The 22,539-nt window shown below is 42.7% G+C and carries 17 protein-coding genes; 5 read left to right on the top strand and 12 right to left on the bottom strand.

All coding sequences use genetic code 11. The features are described 5' to 3' along the window. Positions 1 to 243 precede the first annotated feature (243 nt). Together AHMF7616_RS06645 and AHMF7616_RS06640 are read left to right on the top strand one after the other, a co-directional pair. Positions 244 to 1,533: an amidohydrolase family protein gene (locus AHMF7616_RS06645; protein ID WP_115372177.1), complete on the top strand. Its 1,290-nt coding sequence runs from the start codon at positions 244 to 246 to the stop codon at positions 1,531 to 1,533. A gap of 113 nt (positions 1,534 to 1,646) precedes the next feature. After that, on the top strand, positions 1,647 to 2,264 hold the full coding sequence (locus AHMF7616_RS06640; protein WP_115372176.1) for a porin family protein: 618 nt from the start codon (positions 1,647 to 1,649) through the stop codon (positions 2,262 to 2,264). 151 nt (positions 2,265 to 2,415) lie between these two features. Here the strand turns inward: AHMF7616_RS06640 and AHMF7616_RS06635 are convergent, their stop codons facing one another. The 3 genes from AHMF7616_RS06635 to AHMF7616_RS06625 all read right to left on the bottom strand — a co-directional run bounded on the left by AHMF7616_RS06635 (position 2,416) and on the right by AHMF7616_RS06625 (position 4,004). Beyond that, complete coding sequence (locus AHMF7616_RS06635) at positions 2,416 to 2,853, bottom strand: carboxymuconolactone decarboxylase family protein (RefSeq protein WP_115372175.1); 438 nt, start codon at positions 2,851 to 2,853, stop codon at positions 2,416 to 2,418. Positions 2,854 to 2,922: 69 nt separating this feature from the next. Beyond that, positions 2,923 to 3,498 carry a Crp/Fnr family transcriptional regulator gene (locus AHMF7616_RS06630; protein WP_115372174.1) on the bottom strand — a complete coding sequence of 192 codons (576 nt, stop codon included), beginning with the start codon at positions 3,496 to 3,498 and terminating at the stop codon, positions 2,923 to 2,925. Between the two features lie 107 nt (positions 3,499 to 3,605). Then, a complete protein-coding gene (locus AHMF7616_RS06625) occupies positions 3,606 to 4,004 on the bottom strand; it encodes a GNAT family N-acetyltransferase (protein ID WP_115372173.1) in 399 nt (132 codons plus the stop codon). 464 nt (positions 4,005 to 4,468) lie between these two features. On the opposite strand from AHMF7616_RS06625, the gene AHMF7616_RS06620 reads away from it, so the two are divergent. Both AHMF7616_RS06620 and AHMF7616_RS06615 read left to right on the top strand, forming a co-directional pair. Continuing rightward, the gene (locus AHMF7616_RS06620) at positions 4,469 to 5,059 is read left to right on the top strand and encodes a pseudouridine synthase (RefSeq protein ID WP_233507367.1); all 591 of its coding nucleotides are present in this window, start codon (positions 4,469 to 4,471) and stop codon (positions 5,057 to 5,059) included. Between the two features lie 152 nt (positions 5,060 to 5,211). Beyond that, on the top strand, positions 5,212 to 6,009 hold the full coding sequence (locus tag AHMF7616_RS06615; protein WP_115372172.1) for a toxin-antitoxin system YwqK family antitoxin: 798 nt from the start codon (positions 5,212 to 5,214) through the stop codon (positions 6,007 to 6,009). A gap of 86 nt (positions 6,010 to 6,095) precedes the next feature. On the opposite strand, the gene AHMF7616_RS06610 is transcribed toward AHMF7616_RS06615, so the two are convergent. The 7 genes from AHMF7616_RS06610 to AHMF7616_RS06585 form a co-directional block, all read right to left on the bottom strand. Then, positions 6,096 to 6,530, bottom strand: a complete 435-nt coding sequence (locus tag AHMF7616_RS06610; protein ID WP_115375488.1) for an SRPBCC family protein — start codon at positions 6,528 to 6,530, stop codon at positions 6,096 to 6,098. A gap of 136 nt (positions 6,531 to 6,666) precedes the next feature. Further along, positions 6,667 to 7,017: a Crp/Fnr family transcriptional regulator gene (locus AHMF7616_RS27025; protein ID WP_233507365.1), complete on the bottom strand. Its 351-nt coding sequence runs from the start codon at positions 7,015 to 7,017 to the stop codon at positions 6,667 to 6,669. A 21-nt stretch (positions 7,018 to 7,038) separates the two neighbouring features. Beyond that, the gene (locus AHMF7616_RS27020) at positions 7,039 to 7,245 is read right to left on the bottom strand and encodes a cyclic nucleotide-binding domain-containing protein (RefSeq protein WP_233507364.1); all 207 of its coding nucleotides are present in this window, start codon (positions 7,243 to 7,245) and stop codon (positions 7,039 to 7,041) included. Between the two features lie 83 nt (positions 7,246 to 7,328). Further along, positions 7,329 to 7,931: a YybH family protein gene (locus AHMF7616_RS06600; RefSeq protein WP_233507361.1), complete on the bottom strand. Its 603-nt coding sequence runs from the start codon at positions 7,929 to 7,931 to the stop codon at positions 7,329 to 7,331. Positions 7,932 to 8,307: 376 nt separating this feature from the next. After that, positions 8,308 to 8,838 (bottom strand): PH domain-containing protein, encoded by a 531-nt coding sequence (locus AHMF7616_RS06595; protein WP_115372171.1) that lies wholly within the window; start codon positions 8,836 to 8,838, stop codon positions 8,308 to 8,310. Positions 8,839 to 9,057: 219 nt separating this feature from the next. Continuing rightward, on the bottom strand, positions 9,058 to 10,554 hold the full coding sequence (locus AHMF7616_RS06590; protein WP_115372170.1) for a DUF1501 domain-containing protein: 1,497 nt from the start codon (positions 10,552 to 10,554) through the stop codon (positions 9,058 to 9,060). A gap of 245 nt (positions 10,555 to 10,799) precedes the next feature. Further along, on the bottom strand, positions 10,800 to 13,541 hold the full coding sequence (locus tag AHMF7616_RS06585; protein ID WP_115372169.1) for a DUF1553 domain-containing protein: 2,742 nt from the start codon (positions 13,539 to 13,541) through the stop codon (positions 10,800 to 10,802). Between the two features lie 959 nt (positions 13,542 to 14,500). On the opposite strand from AHMF7616_RS06585, the gene AHMF7616_RS06580 reads away from it, so the two are divergent. After that, positions 14,501 to 17,908: a T9SS type A sorting domain-containing protein gene (locus AHMF7616_RS06580; RefSeq protein ID WP_115372168.1), complete on the top strand. Its 3,408-nt coding sequence runs from the start codon at positions 14,501 to 14,503 to the stop codon at positions 17,906 to 17,908. 918 nt (positions 17,909 to 18,826) lie between these two features. Here the strand turns inward: AHMF7616_RS06580 and AHMF7616_RS06575 are convergent. Next, a complete protein-coding gene (locus AHMF7616_RS06575; RefSeq protein ID WP_115372167.1) occupies positions 18,827 to 19,840 on the bottom strand; it encodes a nucleoside hydrolase in 1,014 nt (337 codons plus the stop codon). A gap of 360 nt (positions 19,841 to 20,200) precedes the next feature. Beyond that, complete coding sequence (locus AHMF7616_RS06570; RefSeq protein WP_115372166.1) at positions 20,201 to 21,961, bottom strand: DEAD/DEAH box helicase; 1,761 nt, start codon at positions 21,959 to 21,961, stop codon at positions 20,201 to 20,203. Between the last annotated feature and the right edge of the window lie 578 nt (positions 21,962 to 22,539).

The following is a 22,539-nucleotide window of genomic DNA, read 5'->3' as shown; positions in this document are numbered from 1 at the left end:
AATAACCTTTTTCCGAAATTTGGTCATAAGGAAGTATTTTTTTTAATCCTGTTCCAAGCAACGGCCTAGTTCTAAAACTGCTACTGCTGTTTTTGTGAGTAGTAAATGTACTGTTTCCTTTATCTTTCCACCTTCTTCATTAATTTTTTTAAATTTAATGAAGCGCACCCGGTATATTTCCTTTCATTGGCCGTATGACAAGCTGTATTTACTCGCATTAAAAACAGGTTTATACTCGCCGCCATGAAACATACTTACATACTTGTTTGCTTATTCTTATTTATCTCGGCTTGTAGTTCGGGTAAGATATACCAAACAACATCTGATTCTGGTTATCAGGCATTTACCGGGGCCACTATCCTAAATGGCCAGGGAGGTACCCCAATTAAAGACGGGGTGCTGCTGATTCGCAAAGGCCAGGTAGTTGCCGTGGGCCCCCGAAACAAAGTTAAAATCCCGGAAGTGGCGATTATTGAGGATGTAACCGGTAAGTTTATTATGCCGGGCATAATCAACGGGCATGGACACGTGGGTGATGTAAAAGGAATTGAACCGGGCCACTACTCTAGGGAAAATTTGTTAGATAATCTGGGACTTTATGGCCGTTACGGCATCACCACCGTGGTAAGTTTGGGAGGTGATAAAAAAGAAGCCGAACCTTTACGGGCCATCCACGATTCTACCACCACGCAGCGGGCCCGGTTATTTATTGCCGGCGAGGTAATTACCGGCAAAACTCCCGCCGAAGCCTTGGCCGTAGTAGAACAAAATCACCGCCTGGGTGTCGATTTCATGAAAATCCGGGTAGATGACCAGCTCGGAACAGCACCCAAGATGCCGGCTGCCGTATACCGGGCGGTTATTAAACGTTCGCACCAACTCGGCTACAAGATTGCTACCCACCTATATTCCCTGGCCGATGCCCGGGATTTACTTTTGGCCGGTTCAGATCTACTGGCCCACAGCGTGCGCGACCAACCGGTAGATGCCGCCTTTATTCAACTTTTAAAAAAGAAGAAAGCAGGCTATTGCCCTACCCTCACCCGCGAACTATCCACGTTTGTATACGGCGATACGGCCGCGTTCTTTCAGGACCCTTTCTTCCGGCGCGAGTACGATAGTCTTACCATCCAACCATTAATAGATCCGGCGCGCCAATCGCAAATGCGCCAAAGCAAAAGCGCCCAAACGTATCAGCAGCAACTGCCTACGGCCATGGCCAATTTAAAAAAACTAAGCGACCAAGGTATTCCCATTGTGTTCGGCACGGATAGTGGCATGCCGGCCCGGTTTATGGGTTACTTTGAGCACCTGGAAATGGAAATGATGGCCGAAGCCGGACTTACTCCTCGTCAAATTATTACAGCCGCAACTAAAAATGCCGCCCATTACCTGGGCTTAAAAAATGTCGGCACCTTAACCCGGGGCAACTGGGCCGACTTCTTGGTGTTAGATGCTGATCCTTTGACAGATATCCGGAATGTAAGAAAACTGAACGGGGTTTTTATCAGTGGGGAAAAAGTTGAAAAATAATTTTTGGAAGTAGTCAGCATACATTCCGATGCCGTTTTATTTCATTTTTGTAGCCGGCTCTAATGCTTAACCTGGTACCGATAACCTAAATAACGAATAAGCTTTCCGTGCAAATGAAAAAATTTTTACTGCTATTACTCTCTTGTTTTTTGTATTACAATAGTTTAGCGCAAACTGATGAGGTATTTGATTCAAACCGGTCTGTTCGTTTTGGGTTTAAATTCGGGATGAACTACTCGAATATGAATTTCAACAAAGGCTACCCGCCGCCCATGGTTCCGGTGGAGGCTTCGTGGCAGCCTGGTTTTCTGCTTGGTTTTTCGTTAGAAGTTCCCTTACCCTATAACTTTTCCCTGCAACAAGAATACTTATATGCCCAATTTAACGGCGAGAACCGCAACTTGAGCACCCATTACAAGCATAGCTATTTGTCTTTGCCGCTATTGCTTAAATACCGGATTATACCAAAAGTAATATTAATGGCTGGTCCTCAGTTTGATTTATTAATTGCGGCTGAAGAAGAAAGTAACGGACAAACTACCAATTCTACGCACGGCACCGAAGAACGTAGTATCGGCATTACGGGTGGGTTAGGTTTCCAAGCTTGGAAGCAGATAAGTTTAAACGCCCGCTTTACGCACGGCTTTAACCACATAGGACTTACCCAAAGAGCAGCTGCGCAAGAATTCAAATACGAAATTTTGCAGCTAACCGCGGATTTTAGTTTCTAAACCATCAAAATTTAAAAAAGTAAAGGGATGAAGTAGTATAAAAAACGTGCCCTTAGATTCTTCCGCTTTATCTCATCTGCTAATTAATTATTACTATTAGTACATATACTTTCGTGAAGGTTTTGCTTTTCAGAACCAGGATTTTTTTAAATTAACCAACCGGCAACTCGGTGGCAATGGCAATCCGGTTCCAGGCGTTAATGGTAATTATTGCCATAATCACCTGAGCCACATAATTTTTACCCAAGAGTTGTTCTGCTTTTTGGTAGGTCTCGTTGGTAACGCCACCCTGGTGAATAAGCGTAACTTCTTCTGTCAGAGCCAGAATTACTTTTTCTTCTTCGGTAAATAAATTAGTTTCTCTCCAGGCATTTAACAAAAAAAGCCTTTGAGCCGTTTCGCCGTTCTTTAAGGCATCTTTGGTATGCATATTCAAACAAAAAGCACAACCGTTTATTTGGGAGGCTCTTACCTGAATAAGTTCTAACCGAGTTTTGTTCAATGGTGTGGTTTGCAGGTAATTTACTAAGGCATACATGGCTTTGTAGGCCTGGGGTTCTGTTTCGGCAATGTTAACACGGTTGTTCATAGCTTAGAGCTTTAGGATTTAATTTTAAACAAAGCTATGCAGGTGGTGCCTGATAAAACTTAAACTGGTTTAAGAAATGCTCTTTTTCCGGATTTCGCTCAAATATTCTGGGGTAAAACCTAAAAAAGAAGCCAGTAAATACTGCGGGATTCGTTGTACAAACCCCGGATAGTGGGAACTGAAATGCTGATACATCTCTTCCTTCGAAAAATCATAAATATATTTTATCCGCCACTGTTCCGCGGCGTAAGCTCTTTGGTACACCAACCGGAAATACCGCTCCAGCGGCGGGAAATTTAAAAAAAGCTGTTCCTGCGCTTGCCAGCTAAGAGCCCACACCGTAGTATTTTCTACCGCCTGAATAAAGAAAGTACTGGGCTGCTGCCTGGAGAAAGAAGAGTAATCCGATAACCACCAATTTTCAATGGAAAACTGCGTGGTTTGCTCAATTCCTTTATCATTTATGAAAAATAAGCGCAAACAACCTTTTTCTACAAAATAATTGTATGTGCAAATCTGGCCATTTTCGAGCAAATTCTGCTTTTTCTTTACTTGGAACGGCAGCAAGCTGCCCGCAACTAAAGGCTTGGCTTCTGCCGGTACTACTATAAATTTCTGCAAATGCTGCAACAGCTTTTCGGCCATATTTTTAAAATTATGGTAAGCAGTAAAGGTCCCCGCGTAATTAGGCGCTTAAACGACGATAAATTTAAAAAAGGCGTCTTCCAAAATTAAAAAAAATAGGGCTATAATTATTTTTCCCGGGGTAAGATAAAGCCATTTTCTACTTTTTGCATACCTACTCTGGGGTAATACTCCAGGGCCGTCGGAACCGAAAGCAACAACACCATCGATTGTTCTCCCGCTTTTTCTTTCGTTAGCTGAATCAGCTTTTTACCAATGCCGGATTTTTGATAACTTGGGTCAACGGCTAAATCGGCCAGGTAACAACTCCAGACCCAATCCGTAATGGACCGGGAAACTCCGATTAACGTATCGCCTTCCCAAGCCGTTACCACCAAATTAGAATGAGCATACATCTGTTGCATTCGCTCCGGGTCATGGGTTGGTCTTGGTAACCCGGCTGCATTATACAGCGCGGTTACTTGTGTTACCGTTGGAAGAACGCCTATTTGGTAAGTGATATGCATTTGTGTATTTTTTTAAATTTTGCATTGGCGTGCTTAGTAAATATGAATGTAAAAATTCTTAATTGCTAGCATTATGCCTGCACGTATGCTATAGTATACATAATCCACCCTATTCTGGCTGCGGGGTGTACTCCTAGCAGCTTACCCGTGGAGCCTTTTCCAGGCTGGAGAAATAACCCAGAATAAAAGAGCTGTCTTAAGTTAAGCTTCAATCATTTGCCGGTTGTGTACATAAACTTGTTTTATAGTTAAAGGCTCTTTTTTTGGTTATTCGGATAGAGTTTAGAACGCTTTAGGCTGGTTAAATTTTAACTTGAGATCCTGAAGATATTGTATTAACCTCAGAAAGGTCGCCTGGAGGCGCCATTAACTGCTGACCGTAGCGATTTGCAAGAATAGAAAAGTGCCTATTAAAGCGAAACCCTGCTTATCTTTGCTTTTTCTAATCTTAAATTATTTAGATTATGGCAATGTTGCACCGCCATTTTAAGCTGCACAAGCCTTATGGTTATTTAAGCCAGTTTGTGGGAGAAGCAAACAAGAAAAAACGCTTAGGTGAATTATACCCGTTTCCGGATGGCACCATGGCCGTTGGCCGCTTAGACGAAGACAGCGAAGGTTTATTGCTGCTCACCACCGACGGAAAAGTAAGTACTTTCTTTACCAGTAGTAAAATGGAGAAAGAATACTTTGCCCAGGTTGATGGCCTGATTACTCCGGAAGCGATTGCCCAACTGCAACAAGGCGTAGAAATCGGTGTGCGGAACCAAAAATACCAAACCAAGCCTTGCGCGGCTTATAAATTAGCCTCTAACCCGGAGTTTAGCGCCCGAGCCCGAAAAATCCGCGACGACCGGCACGGTCCTACAAGCTGGGTGTCCCTAACGCTCACCGAAGGCAAAAATCGGCAAATCCGCAAAATGACGGCCGCCGTTGGTTTTCCAACCTTGCGTTTAATAAGAGTGCGTATTGGGGAGCTTCACCTGGGAAATTTGCCAGTTGGGCAAGTAATAGAAGTAACTAACCAGATAGAAGAAATACTCAGTATATTTTAAAATAAGTAGTTGGTCGTTTTTAGTTGTTCGTTATTCGATCGTTATACCTTTAATCATCAATTGCTTAAACTCAGGATTTTATCAACTTAATTTTGTCCTGTTACTTAATTCAAAACAGCTTAATTTTTAAATTTCTCATAAAATCATCTTTTATGAAGGGGGTAATTTTTACTTTTCTCATTACTATACTGCTGCCTTTAGCTTGTTCCGATAAGCACAACGATTTCAGAGAAGAGATAAAAGACAATACTTTATTTCAGTTTGATAAATCTAATATCATGCGTTTAAAAGCACCCTTGGTTAATGGGATGAAAAATGGAGAAGTTTATACTTTTGATGAGAAAGGAAGATTGCATGCCATATCTACTTATGTAAATGATACCAAGCAGGGGATTCAATCGGAGTATTACCCCAGCAGAATAAAAAAATCAGAGGCCTATTATTTAAAAGGTAAAAAATTTGCGGAATATATAGCGTTTTATGATGGCTTTCAAGATTCAACGGCCCTTTTACGCGACGGAAAATGGTGGATAACTGCTTATCCTACCAAAATTAAAGTATTTAAATTTTATGACTTAAGGGAAAAAGTAATGTATTTCCGCGAATATGATATAAATGGTAACCTCTTGCAACAAAAAGGACGGCTTTTTCAAGCAACATTTAAAAAAACCATCATCGCTAAACAAAACAAAGCATTTTCTCAGGTTTGGATTATTCCGGATGCATCTCACTTGAAACAATTAAAAATCAAGCAATATTGTGTTGTTACAAACCTTTCCGATAATTCTAGACCGAGAGACACTGTTTATTCAAATCCCGATTCAACCATGACCATGTGGTCGTCTAAGATTGCGAAAACCGGTGAGTACCGCCTGCAAGCAGTGGTTTATTTATTAGAAAATGGCACTATGGAAACCGATACTTCAAACTTTACAGTAAAAGTGGAATAGGAAAGGTAAAGAAGTATAATTAAAATTGTAAATCCCATTAACTCTAGTTACTCAGCCAAACGGATAGCAACCGCTTTTTACTTGGTTTACTTTTCACATTCTTGTTTTAGTAAGTAAAGCCATTGTTGCATCCCTTTTTCCAAGCTTTTATTAAAGTTCTTTTTGAATAGACTAGCTAATAAACCAGACATACTTTCCTCCACTTGTATCGTGGTTTTTCCGTCTACTTCGGTTAATGTCCAGTTATGGATAGCAAACATGCCAAAAGTTTTGCCGATCCAACCAAATTGACTGTTAGGCTTGACCGTGTGTAAAGTAGAATAGATTTTGGCACCACTGATTTTCCAATCAAAAGTTGTTTCGGGTTTGAGTTCGCCATGAAGTTTCGGTTGGCTAATCTCTTTTTGCCAATTGGCCCTGTGGTTGATGTTCGTTAATATGGCCCAGACGGTTTTACTATCGGTATTGATAGTTATTGATTTGCTGCATTTTACGGGTGCATTCGGGTTAATGACTTTCATTACTTGGTTGCTTAGAGCAAACCTCCAGTTACCAGGAGGATTTTTGCGGTGAATAAAATTGATTTTGACTTTGTCGTTCTTGGTTAATGAACGCTGTAAAGTTCCGCACAAAATCAAGGTTTGCTCTTGACAAAAATCAAGAAGTTTTTGCCGCTGTTTTTTTTCTTATCCGACTAAACGTTTCCGGAGTCATCCCTAACATAGAAGCCAAGTATTGTAAGGGTACCTGGTTAAATAATTCTTTATTAAAGTTAAAAAGTTGCTCGTAGCGTTCTTCCGCGGATAAGGAAAGGTGTTGTAATACGCGGTCTTCCAACACTATAAAGCATTTGGCTATAAAAAGCTTCTCCAGCTCGGTCCAATGCGGGATTATTCGTCCTATGTTTTGGTAATCGGTGGTTTCAATAACGTACAGCACGCAATCGGTTAAGGCTTGGATATTCCACCGGGCCGGTTGATTAAAAATAAAACTCGCCAGATCTACCACAAAATACCCTGTGGTGGATATTCATATGGTTACTTCTTTGTCTTGCAGATAAACATACTCGCGCATAATACCTGTTTGTACAAAACCCAACTTATCGGAACGCTGGCCGGTTTTCAGGAAAAAGTCGCCTTTAGTGAGAGTCATGGTTTTAAAGAACGAACTAATAGCAGTCAAGTCTTGGTTGCTTACGCCAAAGTACGTTTGTATGTATTTTTCCAGTTCGGTCATTTAAAGAAATATTAAAGGTTGGTGTAGAATGCGTTTCAACGCATTTTTACACAGTGTTGTACGCTGGCCTTATTTTTTCGCGTTTATTTGATATTATCGCCATTTGACATACTGTTTTCAATGTGCCATCTTCCGTTAGAAGAGAGTTTCCAGTGAGCTAAATAAGTTCCTGTGTAATTAATATTGTTATTCGCAAGCCAAATACCTCTTTCAACCGTAATTGAATCCTTCACCATTAATACTTTAGATTCATTTTTATAAAATCTGAAACCTGAATTATAAAGTGCGCGATAGTACTTTTTAATATTTTTTCTGCCATGAATCTCTACATGATTATAAGGAATAAAGCAGGCATTTTCCTGATACATTAATCCAATAGAATCTATTTGCCCCGCATTAAACCAATCAACATATTTAAGATTTAATTGAGCTATAGAATAGGGCCCTAGTTCTTCATATTCTTGAAATCCGGTAAGTGAGAAGAATAGAATGATTGAAATACATGGAACAGAAACAATTGCTGATTTCCGAAATGGCTGCGTTTTTAAGCTAAATAAATTCAAAGCAGTTTTGTATAACTGCTCAAGTCTAATTTTGAACTTATAAGTTATCCGGGTGGGTTTTAAGGAAGGTTTACCAGATGCGTGGAACACCTCATAATCCAGGCTTGCAGAAATTAACTTCAAGGTATAACTCCTGGGAGTAACTTCGGCTAATTCAATCCGCTGAATAGTTCTCAAACCGATATTGCATTTCTCAGCGAGCTCACTTTGTGTTAATCCCTTTGCAAGTCTTAACTCTAAAATTTTTTACCTAATTGTGGCTGTTTCATAATTTATTCTTGTTTGAAACAAAATTACATCTAACCTGAAAATCATTCTAACTTCATCATTGTATTTAATGCGTCATTCATGCGTCATTGTCTATTTACAATTTAATATCAGTACTTTATGGAGTTTTCTATTTAGTGCATGTTAGGTACTTTCCGGATTGCGTACAATGGTTAGTATAAAAGGCGGCGGAGGCCGTCGGCCGAGGCTGACTTTTATACTAACCATTGTACTAAGTTGTTCTGTTAGTAAATATTCTATTTTTTAGAAACTTCTCTACTGTTTCAGCTAATGACACACTTCTGAAGTCTACTGCTGAAATAATTTGTCCGTGGGTAGTTTCTATGTTGAGTCTTCTTCCAGGTCTTTGCCCTCTTCCAAAAGATTTCTGCTCCAAGGAAACATTTTTAATTTCATCAAACAGCAATCTTCGCTCTTTCTTGTAAATCCATTTTCTTGGCGAGATTGCAAGAATCCTTTTATCTAAATCAAAAACTAGGCTATTGGAGGCTAGTAAACTATTATAAATTAAATATATAAATGCAAAGGCTAGAGCAATCATAATAATCAACCCCTTAATCGAGTAGTCGGTCAATATGTAATAGGCCGGAATTCCAATAATTAGCACCAGCCAATAAATGAACTCCCATGAATTCCTTTGCTTTTCTATCATCAGATGGTTTCCGGAACAGTCTATTCTTAAACCAATTTCTTTGTTCAGGGTCAATAACTCATTTATTTCTTCTTTAGGATTGAAATTCATTCTATCAATTTAGCCCAACTTACTGCTAAACACCAGTACTGGTGTTTATATCCACTTTATCCGGCAGTGCTTTTTTCGTAAACAGTTAAAAGTTAACCATTGAAGCAAATCCATTCAAACTGTATTTGATCTGGTAGTTATTTTTATTTAACAGAGAGTATTTTCTACTTTCTTGGTTCAATTACCGGCTAGTTTCCAAAATCAAAGAACCAGGACAACTCAAGCAATGATGGGAGTTATTACTTTGCCGTGAACATCGGTTAGCCGGAAATTACGACCCTGAAAAGCGTACGTTAATTTTTCGTGGTCCATGCCCAATTGGTGCAAAATGGTAGCTTGCAAGTCGAATATATCGGTGCGGCCTTTAACACCGTAGTAGCCAATTTCGTCGGTTTCACCGTGGGTATAGCCTTGTTTTATGCCGCCGCCCGCCAGCCACACGGTAAAAGCTTCGGTATGGTGGTCGCGGCCTTTAAATTCCATTTGCTTGCCTTCGCGGTTTTCCTGCATGGGCGTGCGGCCAAATTCGGCGCCCCATACTACGAGCGTTTCCTCTAATAAGCCCCGCATTTTTAAATCCTGCAACAAAGCCGAAACCGGCTGATCGATGTTGCGGCACAAATTACCGAAACCTTTATCCAGGGCGTTAGTAGGGTCGTTACCGTGCGAGTCCCAGCCCCAATCAAACAATTGCACAAACCGAACACCCCGTTCCACGAGGCGGCGGGCCAGCAAACAATTATTCGCAAAAGAAGCTTTGCCCGGCTCCGTGCCGTATAAAGCGTGCATGCTGGCCGGCTCCCGCGAAATATCCATCACTTCGGGTACCGACACCTGCATTTTGAAAGCCATTTCGTACTGGGCAATTCGGGAAATAATTTCCGGGTCCTGCATCTCCTGGTAGTGTAATTGATTAATCTCGTTGATGGCCGCAATCGATTGTTTGCGTAAATCGCGGCTCATGCCGGCAGGGTCGGAAACGTACAACACCGGCTCGCCTTTTTGGCGGCATTCTACGCCCTGGTAAACCGTAGGTAAAAATCCGCTGCCAAAACCAGCTTTACCCGCATCCGGCGCTTTGCCACCGGAAAGCAAAACCATAAATCCCGGTAAATTTTCGTTTTCGGACCCTAAGCCGTACGTTACCCAGGCGCCCATGCTGGGGCGGCCCAGGCGGGCATTACCGGTTTGCATGAGTAATTGCGCCGGCGCATGGTTAAACTGATCGGTGTGCATGGCTTTCAGGAAAGAAACCTCATCTACCATTTTCGAAAAATGCGGTAAGTGCTCTGATACCCAGGCACCAGACTGGCCATGTTGCTGAAACTGAGCCTGCGGACCGAGCATCTTCGGTACGCCTTTAATAAAAGCAAATTTTTTACCCGCGAGTAAGGAAGGTGGGCAATCCTGGCCATCTAACTGGTGCAGGGTAGGTTTATAGTCGAATAGCTCTAGTTGGGAGGGGGCCCCGGCCATGTGCAGAAAAATTACTGATTTAGCTTTCGGAGCAAAATGCGGCGCTAAGGGGGCAAAAGGTTTGGTTAAATCGCGCAAAATACCACCCGTGGCTTCCGGCGTAGCTAAAGAATTATGGTTAGAGCAGCCAATAAGCGACGATAAAGCCATAGCGCCTAAACCCGTAGTACATTGTTGTAAAAAATGCCGCCGGGTAAAATATTCATTCTGCCGAAAAAACGCTTCTTCAAAAAGATTCATACAATTATATTTTAAAGCACTCTAAATAGTTGTTCGTAATGAGCTATTTGTTGTTCTATAAATAAGATGTTCAAAATTATTGCTTCAGCATAAATCATAAATTACCATAACTTGTTGAAGCATTTACAACCCGAACTATTTGGCTGATTTAAGGGTTATTTCTGTTTTTTAAATTTTTTCTTTTCTGTGTTTCTTTTATTTTACTTTTTATTCGGTAACCAGCCAAACAGAAGTTTTTTTCAACTTTACTCTTTAGTAATAAATTCATCCAGGTTCAGGATGGCGTTACCGACGATAGTTAAGGCTGCGAATTGTGGTGAATTTTTTAAATTTTTTGCCGGCTCCGGCAAGAATTTAATTAATTCCTGGGGTTGTTTTGCGTAGTGTTGCTCTGTTTGCCGATAAAGCCGGGTTAACACTTGTAAGGTTTGCGCATTGGGGTATTTAAACAAAGCACGGTAATAGCCGGCTTTAATCTGCGCTTCGGGTTGTTTACTGGCTTGTTGCATGTGTTGCGCTAATCCCTTAGCGGCGGTTAAGTAAACTGTATCGTTTAACGTTACTAAGGCTTGTAAAGGCGTATTGGTCCGGATGCGTCGCGATACGCATACTTCCCGACCAGCCGCATCAAAAGTCAACAACGAAGGATACGGGCTGGAACGCCGCCAAAACGTGTACAAGGCCCGGCGATAAGCATCTTCGCCGCTGCTGGTATTCCATTGCAGGCCGCTGTAAACCACTTGCCACACGCCTTTGGGTTGGGGCGGCATTACGCTTTGCCCGTACATTTTCCGGCTCAGCAAACCGGCGGTGGTTAAGGCTTGGTCCCGGATTTGTTCAGCCGTGAGCCGCACGCGCGGTCCGCGGGCCAGCAACCGGTTGGCCGGATCTTTAAACAATAACTCCGGCGTAACCCGCGAACTCTGCTGATACGTTTTAGAAAGCACCAACAGCCGCAGCAATTTTTTCACCTGCCAATTTTGCTTCTGCTGAAAGTTTAACGCCAACCAGTCGAGTAACTCGGGATGCGAAGGTTTACTGCCTTGCGAACCAAAATCCTCCAGGCTTTCTACCAAACCTACGCCAAATAATTGTTCCCAGAAGCGGTTCACGGTTACCCGGGCGGTGAGCGGATTATTCTGGCTTACTAGCCATTGTGCCAATCCTAAACGGTTTTTAGGGTAATTTTTAAAATTTGGTAAAAACCGGGGGGTAGTAGGTTGTACTTCAGGACCTTTGGTTAACCAGTTTCCCCGTACAAATACATTATTTTTGCGGCGCAGCCCTTCTGGGTTTTCGCACATCACGGGAATTTGCTCGGTAGGCGTATTTAACAAAGCCAGAATGGTTTGTTCCGTTTCCGGGTAACCCGGCTGATTACTGCCGGGCAAGGCCTCTGAAAATAATACCCATTCCAGTTGGCACACGTAATCCTGAGGGTTTGCTTGCGTGGCATTTTTAAAAACAAAATACAAATCATGCACTCCCCTAGTAGGTTTAAGTTTTACCAGCTTCCGGATATTAATGCCTCCCCTACCCGTTTTGGTATTTTGGTAAATCCCCAGCAAATCGCCGTCCAGCTTATCTTGCCGGATTTCTAAAGTACCTTGATTTTGACTCGAACGGACACTCAACAGCAAATTAGCTTTATCGGTTAAATCAACTTTTTGCAAGCGCGCAAAACCCAGGTGGCCGCCGCCCAGGTATTTTCCGTCGGCGAGAGCGGCGTTGGTGAGCTGGCTAAACGAATGCGGATGAATTTTGGGCTCCGTAAACCGGAGCAGGTTATCTAACTGTTTTTCTCCGGCAGTTGCCTCCGGAACGGGCAATTGCTGCTGCAGCCAGGCTTTTAGGTCGGCTATCTGCGATTCTTCGGTGGGAGTATACTTATTTAAATTAGGGTATTCACCGGGCACGTCTTCGTCGCGGGTATTATTAAAAAAAGCCATGGATTCGTAAAATTCCCGGTGCCGGATAGGGTCATACGGATGGCTGTGGCACTGTACGCAACCCATAGTTGTGCCTTGCCACACTTCCCAGGTATTACTCACCCGGTCCAGAATAGCGGTCGTGCGAAACTCTTCGTCGTCGGTGCCGCCTTCGTCGTTGTTGGCGGTATTGCGGTGGTAAGCCGTAGCAATTATTTGCTCCTCCGTGGGGTTGGGCAATAAGTCGCCGGCCAATTGTTCGGTAGTGAACTGACTAAAAGGTTTATCTTGGTTAAAAGATCGAATCACGTAATCGCGGTACCGCCAGATTTGGCGATATTCGTCTTTCTCGTACCCTTTGGTGTCGGAGTAACGGGCCAGGTCGAGCCACATGGCCGCCCAGCGCTCCCCAAAATGCGGCGAAGCCAGCAAACGATCTACCTGTTTTTCGTAAGCCCGCGGAGATTTATCCGCCAGAAAAGCCTGCATTTCCGGCAAAGTGGGTGGCAAACCAATTAAATCCAGACTTAAACGGCGTAACAACGTTGGTTTATCCGCGGGCGCGGCGGGTTGCAACGTATCAGCTTGCCAGCGGGCTTGAATAAAACGATCTACCGGATGGTTGGACCAATTAGTAGCCGCCGGCAAATTAGGTTTCCGGGGTTTAATATAGGCCCAATGATCGGCCCAAGAAGCTCCTTGATTGACCCATTTTTTAATTTTTACAATTTCCGGCGAACTCAAGGGCGCGGCGTGGTACGGCATACGCTCCTCTTCGTCATGGGATAATAAGCGTTTTAGCAACTCACTGGCATCGGCATTGCCCGGTATAATGGCGGGTTTACCCGATTTGGTTTTTCGGAGCGCATCGGCCCGGGAAAACAAGCTAAAACCAGCGCTTTCTTTTACCCCGCCGTGGCACGAAATGCATTTGGTGTTAAAAATGGACCGTATTTCCGCGTTAAAATCTACTCGTTCTTCTGTTTGGGTGCTGTGCCATGTAAACCAGCCCACCAATAACGCCAACCCGGGAATCAGTAAGCGTTTACCAAGCCTCATTGCTCATATATAATTAATAAAATGAAAGGTTATTCCGGTTGCCCAGCCGCAGTTTGTAAGTTAAGCAATCTGCTTGCAGAATGCAACGGCTTGTCCAGTAAGTCATAACAAATTAGCTGATGGATAATAGTAGCTAGAACCACCCAAAGTATACGGTTTGATAAAATTTAAAATTACTAAGTGGGACTGGCCAGGGCTATGGTTTGGCCGCTATTGCTGCTGTTGGAATAAGAAGTTTTAATAAAAAAAAACTTTATACTTCTGCCTCAGGATTACACTACCGCTATAAACTTCTGTATTTGACGGGGTATGGTTTTATTTAGAGAAAGCAGCGCCTTAAATAACCAAGAAAGTTTACTTACTGCTCAGTTTTTCCAGCAAGTATATCGGGTTAAAAGCCTTTATTTTATACAAATTTAGAGTAAATATTCTTTTCAACAAGTAAGTTATACCTATAATAATTTCAACAAGTATGCAACCTTTTTAAATATAATTTTTCAAATAATTTTAAATTTTAACCATTAATTAACTTTAAAAACACTTGTATATATTATAATTATACTTTTCTTTGTACTAAAAATGGACCAGTATATATCCAAATCTAGCTTCATTTTTTTATAAACAATTATAAAATTTATTATTTTGCAAGAACTTACTTTTAAAACTACAACCATAGGTTCCTGCCAATAATATATAATTTATTTTATAAGAGGCAAATTAGCTTATGGCGGTAGATTAAATAATTCAGCTTTACACAGCCGATTTAATCCTCTATTTTAAAAAATTTTAAATATTTTAACCTAAGTTAAATGCAAGTGAGTCCTTTTATTATCACTTCGCCCAAATTGCCTTGCGTTTAAACATCACTTATGGCTTTGTTTATCAATACCTATAATCTATTTCTGAACGCATTAACCACTATCTAAACTTGACCATTAATCTATCTAATTTCTTCTTCTATGATCCGAAAATTTACGCAAGTAATTTTACCGCTACTGCTTTGTTTTTTTTCCGGCCATAAAGGGTTCACCCAAGACAGTTACCGTAAAATCTGGGACAAGTCTTTTGGCGGCAGCCAATCCGATGCTTTGCTTACTACTATTCCCATTAAAGGAGGCGGGTACTTATTAGGGGGCACCTCCAACTCGAACGATAGCGGTACCAAAAGCAATAACAGCAAAGGTGCTCAGGACTATTGGGTCGTAAAAACCGACGCGACCGGTAACAGAAATTGGGATAAAACTTTTGGAGGAAGCAGCAACGACTATTTGCAAACGGCCCAACAAACTTCCGATGGCGGCTTTATCTTGGGGGGCGCTACTAACTCGCCGGTGAGCGGCGACCGGAGCTTTACCGCTTCGAGTCAGTATGATTACTGGTTGGTAAAAATAAATGCCTCCGGCGATAAAGTCTGGGATAAAAGCTACGGCGGAACCGGCAACGATCACCTGAAATCCATTTGTCCTACCCGCGATGGCGGCTATATTCTGGCTGGTTCTTCGAATTCTACAGCCAGCGGCCGGGCTTCTTACAACAAAACTTCCGGGTCGCGGGGCGAACAGGATTATTGGATTGTTAAGATAGATGCCGCGGGCAATAAACAATGGGATAAAACTTACGGGGGCAGTAGTTACGATTTTTTACAAGTGGTGCAGCCAACCTCCGATAACGGTTATATTCTGGCGGGCCATTCTTATTCGCCCAAAAGCGGCGAAAAATCGGATGGTGGTAATCAGTACGGCGATTTTTGGTTAGTTAAAATTGATGCCTCCGGAAATAAGCAGTGGGACAAAACTTACGGAGGCAACCAGGAAGAAACCCTTAAAACCTGTTTGCTAACCAATGATGGTGGTTTTTTACTGGCCGGCAGCTCTAACAGCTCGTCCAGTGGCGAGAAATCAGGTGACTCGAAAGGATTAAGTGACTTTTGGGTATTAAAAACCGATGCTAATGGCAACAAGCAATGGGATAGAACCTTTGGCGGGGCAAATAACGACTACCTGCAAGGTGCGGCCAATACTCCGGATAAAGGCTTTATCTTGGGCGGCACTTCCACTTCGCCGGCCGGTCAGGATAAATCCAGTTCGCCAAAAGGGTCTGCCGATTTCTGGATTTTAAAAATTAGTGCATCCGGTACCAAAAAATGGGATAAAACTTATGGTGGCGATAGCTACGACAACCTGCATCATTTACTGTCTTTGGATAATGGTAATTGCCTGCTGAGCGGAACTTCCGCTTCGGGCTCCGGCGATGATAAAAACAGTTCCTCGCTCGGCGAAACGGATTATTGGCTGGTAGCTTTGGATTCCGACGGAACCAGTAACCCCGATCCCGATCCGGACCCAGATCCAGAACCTGATAAGTTGGTGGAGAGTTTTACCTTGGTAAATGCTGACACCGACACGGATATTCAAACCCTGTCGAATAATGCTGTTTTAAATTTAGGCACTTTACCCACCCGCAATCTTAACATCAGGGCCAATACCAGTACCAATAATTTAACCGTAACTTTTAAATTAAGCGGGGCCGAAACCCTGGAGCGTAGCGAAGCAAATGCCCCTTATATTGTATTTGGGGCGGCTGGTTCCGATTACGAAAGCTGGGTACCTACGGCCGGTAATTACACCTTAGAAGCCATTCCCTCCGACAATGGTCAGGCCGGTACGCCTTTAATAATTAACTTTCAGGTAATAAGTTCTCCCTCCGAAAACCAGAAACCGGTAGCCTCAGCCGGGGGCAATACCAGCCTTACTTTACCTACCAACAGCCTGGTTTTACCGGGCTCTGGCTCCGATCCGGATGGCACGGTGGAAGAGTTTGATTGGTCGCAGCTCAGTGGGCCTAATACGGCTACTTTTAGCAGTAAAACGGTGGCAAAACCCACCGTAAGCAACCTGGTGGCGGGCACGTATACCTTTAGCTTAGTAGTGCGAGACAATGATCAGGCCCAGAGCAACGCTGACCAGATTTCTGTTACCGTTAATTCGGCTAATTCCTCCGGATCGCCGGTAGTAAGTTTTACCTTAATGAACGCGACCACCGACACTGAACTTTTTGAGCTAACCGACAATGCTACCTTAAACATGGCTACTTTGCCTACCACCAACCTGAACGTACGGGCCAATACCAACACCAACGCGGTAAGCCTGGCTTTCCGGTTAAGTGGTCAGCAAACCTTGTCCCGTTCCGAAGGCGGTGCTCCTTATTCGGTATTTGGCGATTCTAATGGCGATTATAAAAATTGGGTACCGGCTTTGGGCGATTATACCCTTTCGGCTACTCCTTCCATTAACGGGGTAGCGGGTACACCCCTGGTGGTTAAGTTCCGGGTTATAAAACAAACCAGCGGCAACCAGGCCCCCGTAGCCGAGGCCGGTTTTAACACCAGCATTACTTTACCCACCAGCACTCTTACCCTGAACGGTTCCGGTACGGATGCCGATGGTACCATTACTAAGTACCAATGGAGCCAGGCCAGCGGGCCCAATGTGGCTACTTTTAACAACAAAGCCGTGGCCAAGCCTACGGTCAGCAATCTGGTGGCGGGAACCTATGTGTTTCGTTTAATTGTAACGGACAATGCCAACGCAGTCAGCACCGCTGACCAGGTAACCATTTCGGTAAATAGCAGTGGTAGCGCAGGGCAACAGGTAGTGAGTTACAGTTTAATGAATGCAGATTCCGACACCGAAATTCAAACAATTGAGAATGGCACCATTATTAATTTAACGAATTTGCCAACTAAAAATTTAAATATCCGGGCAAACACTAACCCGGGCAAAGTAGGTAGTTTGGTTTATGCCGTAAGCGGCGTGTATACCATTAATAAATCCGAAACCGCCGCTCCTTATGCCCTTTTCGGCGATCAAAACGGTGATTTTGCGGGTGTTTCCCTGGGTTTAGGCTCCTACACGTTAAAAGCAACTCCTTATACTCTGGCTGGTGGAACCGGTACGATGGGCACCGCCTTAACTATAAATTTTAAAGTAGTCCGCACGGCTGCAAGCGCTCCTTACTCGGATTCCAGCGTTGTTTCCACGGATTCATTGGCACAAAATGAAGCTTCTGAAAATGACTATTTGCCAGAATCATCGTTGCCGGAGATAATCAAACTAACCAATTTTCCGAATCCTTTTGAAGATAAAACGGCAATTCAATTTTCTTTACCCGAGTCACAAGAATATACCCTGGAAGTTTACGATTTAAACGGCACCCTCATACGTCGGTTACCGACCGGTACTGCCTTAGCGCACGAAACCGTTACTGCTTACTGGGAGGCCGATAATACCCCAAATGGTATTTACCTGGTTAAATTAATAACTAAAGACGAGGTGCAACATCTGCAGATTATGCGGGGAGAAAAGTAAGAACCGAAAAGTAGAATTTAAATTAAATAGCGACCAATATAGCCTTTAGCGTACTGGTCGCTATTTTTACTTTATACCTTTAGGGGTGTTTTTTTAAATTAAGGAAAATGAGGATCCTCCATTTTTAAAATTCGAATCAGGAAGAGAGCACAAGAAACAGTTAACCTTTTATCCTCTGGATTTTTAAAAAAACACGATCAACCAACGTCAATAAAAGGAATTTACCTGATCTGCGTAGGTGCAAAAACGTACTATTTTTATAAATATAAATAAACAATTGAGCCCTTGCTACTTCCTATAAAACTTAATGGTAATAAGTAGTTGGTCGTTATTAGTTGTTCGTTGTTCGACCTGTAAACTATTGCTAACTAAAACATTACCTTGAAATATCCTTACGTTTATTTTTGTCCCGATACTTACCAACAGATAACCGGTTTTTGAAGAGAAGACTGCCACTTATTGATCTGACATCGGAATAATAGTTTCTTTTTTAAAGTCCTAAACGCACCATCGTTAATACAATAGGCAACGTGGCTTTAGGTAAGCAAATAACCAACAACCAACCGTAAACCATATTTAATTTATTTAGCAAAATATCGGGTTCCGGACAAAGCCACCCACTCGGGCGATTTCAGCGCAGCTGCTGCCTCACTTTTATTCCGGCTTGGCAATATTCTCTAAACCGAATCCAGTCCAGTTTATCCTGAAAATGGTGTTTGCCTTTCAAACACCGCTCAATCCTATATAAAGTTTCTCTGACGATCAGGTTGCAAAAGAATGGTTGCGTACCCTGATTTAATCTGCCGGGTCTAATTAAAAATTTAAAAAATCAGTGGTTCTTAGCGAACACTAGAATAATCGGAATAACGCACCCGTATAAAACGGCATTTGTCTGGGGTTAAAACTTGCTCTGGAAAATCAGTTATTTTTAAACATTTCCAATTTGGCAAAAAAGTCGTTAAACATCAGATTAGTATCCAGATGGGTATACACCCGAATATTTCGGCCTTTAGGATAATATTCGTAGTTACCTTCCGCATTTATCCGGGGGGACATTTTAATGGTGTACGCACTAGACGAAGGATCGGCCTCAAAAGATGATTGCAATGCTGTAAGCAATACCAAAGGACTATCGCCCAGAATATACGTTTCGCCGATATTTACGTACGGTAGGATACGGATCATTAACTTTTCTAACAAGTTACTTAAATATTGGCCGGTTTTACCCTGGGGTTTTACTTTTTGCAGTAATTGCGAATACGGCAAAATAGCCTGCCGGTAAGCATTACGGGGTACTTGCCATACGGCCAGATTTGATTGATTAAAAACCGTTCTGGCCGCAGCCTGATCTATATTCAGGTTATATTCCGGATTGGAATAATTAGGCGGAGGTAAGGCTAAATCCGGATACTCCGGCCCACCAATCCAAATTAAGGTAAGTTTTTCGGCAATATGGGGAGCCGCTAACCAGGCAGAACTTATTTCCGTAAGGCCTGCACCGCAAAGAACGTATAAAGGCAATTTGGTATCGGTTCGCAGGGCTTCTTTAATAATAAAGTTTACTGCTTCATTTTTCACCGGAGTACTATCGTTCAGCTGGGCGGTATTGGAACCCGCTAGCACCGGAAAGTTATTTTTTATTCCCATAACCTGTAAAAGCTCTTTGGCTTTACTGGCGGCATTAGCCGCTTGGGTTTTAGAAGAATCAAATCCATCGCCTACTTTTAAATGAGAACCAATAATGGCCCGCACTTCCACGGAAGGAGATAATAATAGATGCGCCAGTTGAAATAATCCATCCGGATCGCCGCTAAAATCATTGTCCACAATAACCCGCATCCGGGGTACAACCAGGCTGCTATTAGCTGTTTTTTGCCCGAAACTCGAGTAACTCAGCAAATACAAAAATATTAGGGGTATATTTTTTCGCATACCTTCACTTTTTTAAAATTTTTGCAACCGCAGGATTAGAACTAAATCCCGCCGTTTCGGATGTTTTAACCTAAGCCTGGTACCTTTAAGCTTAAAAAAATATTAATGATTAATAAATAAGGAGAAAAAAGGTTAATTCCGGAAATAATACCTACATGGTGGAGCAAATAAAAACTTGGCTGAGCCGTGCAGTAATCTCTGTTAGTTGATTTGCAGGAAGGAGTATGCTAAATAAATAAAATAAAAAGGCTTCATCCCGTTTGGATGAAGCCTTTTTTGAAGCATCTAAAACATTTTAACCTATATTTTTTCCGCTTGTAATCGATTTTTATACGCTGATTAAGAGCAAAAGTTTTAAAATTAATAGCTGCTGCGTTTCTTCTTTTTATCGAAGTTGCCGCCAAAGCGGGAACCAAAACCACCCCGGTCGGAACGGTCGGAGAAGCCGCTCCGGTTACCACTTCTTTCGGAGAAACTGCCGCGATCGCCTCTACTTCTTTCACGATCCTGGCCTTGGGGCCGGTCACCGCGCTCGTCGCCGGAACCAGCCGTTTTCTTCTGCGCCTTCTCAAAAGAAACGGGTTTGCCCAACATCGTAGTACGACCCAATTTATCTACAATTTCGGAAGTGTATTCTTTGGGTACTTCCACAAAAGAAAATTTATCGTATAGGCTAATATCACCTACTTTGTTGGCCGGTAAGCTGGTGTTATCCGAAATAATATCTACAATATCTTTCGGGTTTACGCGGTCTTTTTTACCAATGGTTACAAATAAGCGGCTCATGCCTTCGCGCGGGCCATCGAGTTCTTTCGATACTTCTTTGGCTTTTTCTTCGCGCATGCTCATTTTCATGAGGGCGGCGGCAATTTCCAGCGACGTAAAATCTTCGGCCAACAAACGCTCTACGCGGCTAATATGCTTGGTTAGATTACCTTTCTGAATAACTTCTTTTATCTGGCTTAAGAACAAATTGGTTTTTACCTCGGCTACATCTTCGTAGCTTGGTACGCTGGCCAATTTGATTTTAGCGTTGGTAAAGCGCATGATATCTTTTAACTTATAAATATCGCGGCCCGACACGAACGAAAAGGCCTTACCCGATTTACCAGCCCGGCCGGTACGGCCAATGCGGTGCACGTAAGCTTCTTCGTCTTGCGGCAAGTCGTAGTTAAACACGGCTTCTAAATCTTCTACGTCGATACCTCGGGCCGCTACGTCGGTTGCCACTAATATTTCCAAGGTGCTGGCTTTAAATTTCGCCATTACATTGCTTCGTTGGGTCTGGTTCATGTCGCCGTGTAAACCATCGGCAAAATAGCCACGGGCTTGTAGGTTTGCTACCAACTCATCCACCATGCGTTTGGTATTACAAAATACCAGCACCGACTTTAGGTTATACATGTCCAGGATACGAGAAAGCACATCCATTTTCATGTTATTCCGCACCTCGTAGTAAACTTGCTCAATGTTGGCCACCGTTAAGGTTTGGTGCACCACTTTCACAATTTGCGGGTTCGTCTGGTATTTTTTGGTAAGCTCCATAATCGGCTTACTCATGGTGGCCGAAAAGAATATCGTTTGGCGTTCAGCGGGTATTTTCGTTAATACAAACTCAATATCTTCCCGGAAACCCATGTCCAGCATTTCGTCGGCTTCGTCCAGAATAATTTTTTTAACTTTATCTAGTTGCAACGTACCGCGTTCAATGTGGTCCATTACCCGGCCCGGCGTACCAATTACAATTTGTACCCCTGACTTTAATGCCCGTAACTGTCGGTCGTAAGCTTGGCCACCGTATATGGGCACCGTGCTAATGTTACGCTTGTATTTAATTAGTTTATTTACTTCTTCGGAAACCTGGATCGCCAGTTCCCGGGTGGGGCACAAAATCAGGGCCTGCACGCTTTTATCATGCTCATCAATACTCTCGATGGTAGGAATGGCAAAAGCCGCGGTTTTACCGGTTCCGGTTTGTGCCTGGCCAATAACATCCTGGCCCCGCATTAATACCGGAATAGCTTCGGTTTGTATCGGTGATGCTTCTTCAAAGCCCATGTCGGCAATAGCGCGTTGCATTTCCGGCGAGAGCGGAAGCTCGTCAAATCTTAAATTGTTCATGAATTAATTTTTTTAAAAATGGTTTTACGCAATCTGGCATCAGCAGGCTTGCATCGGAACCGGTATTTATCATTAATGAAGGCAAAAATGAGACGGGTTTTAATGCAACAAATCGAGCGACAAAAATGGTAATGAAGATAAATCCGTACGCTGATTCCAAAATTCCGGGGCAAAGGTAGGCTTTTTATTTACATTTAACACTAATCCCTTTGCTTAATGATAATAGAACAAGCAGTACAGCGTTTTAATTCAATTAGCTCTTCTGTAGAGATCCCTTTGTTTACGGGCGATTCAACTTTCCTTTTTAATCTTGCCTTGGAGTAGAACACACGAGCTTACATTTATCAACGTAAATACCGAAATAACTGCTGCTTACGTAACAGCGATTAATGCTTGATAACTGACAAAAGCTGTTTAGTTGTTCTTAATCTGTTCTTTTTATAATATTTTATGAAAAATCAACAGACCATTAAAACCTATAACCTTATTGCCTAAAGAATAGCTTCGCGTTGTTATCAGCACTTAACTGCATACGAGTATAAACTTCTCAAAAGCTTAAACAACTCAAAAATTAGGCT

Origin of the sequence: Adhaeribacter pallidiroseus (assembly GCF_003340495.1) — a bacterium.
GTDB classification, from domain to species: Bacteria; Bacteroidota; Bacteroidia; order Cytophagales; family Hymenobacteraceae; genus Adhaeribacter; species Adhaeribacter pallidiroseus.
This window is presented reverse-complemented; position numbering and strand designations above follow the sequence as displayed.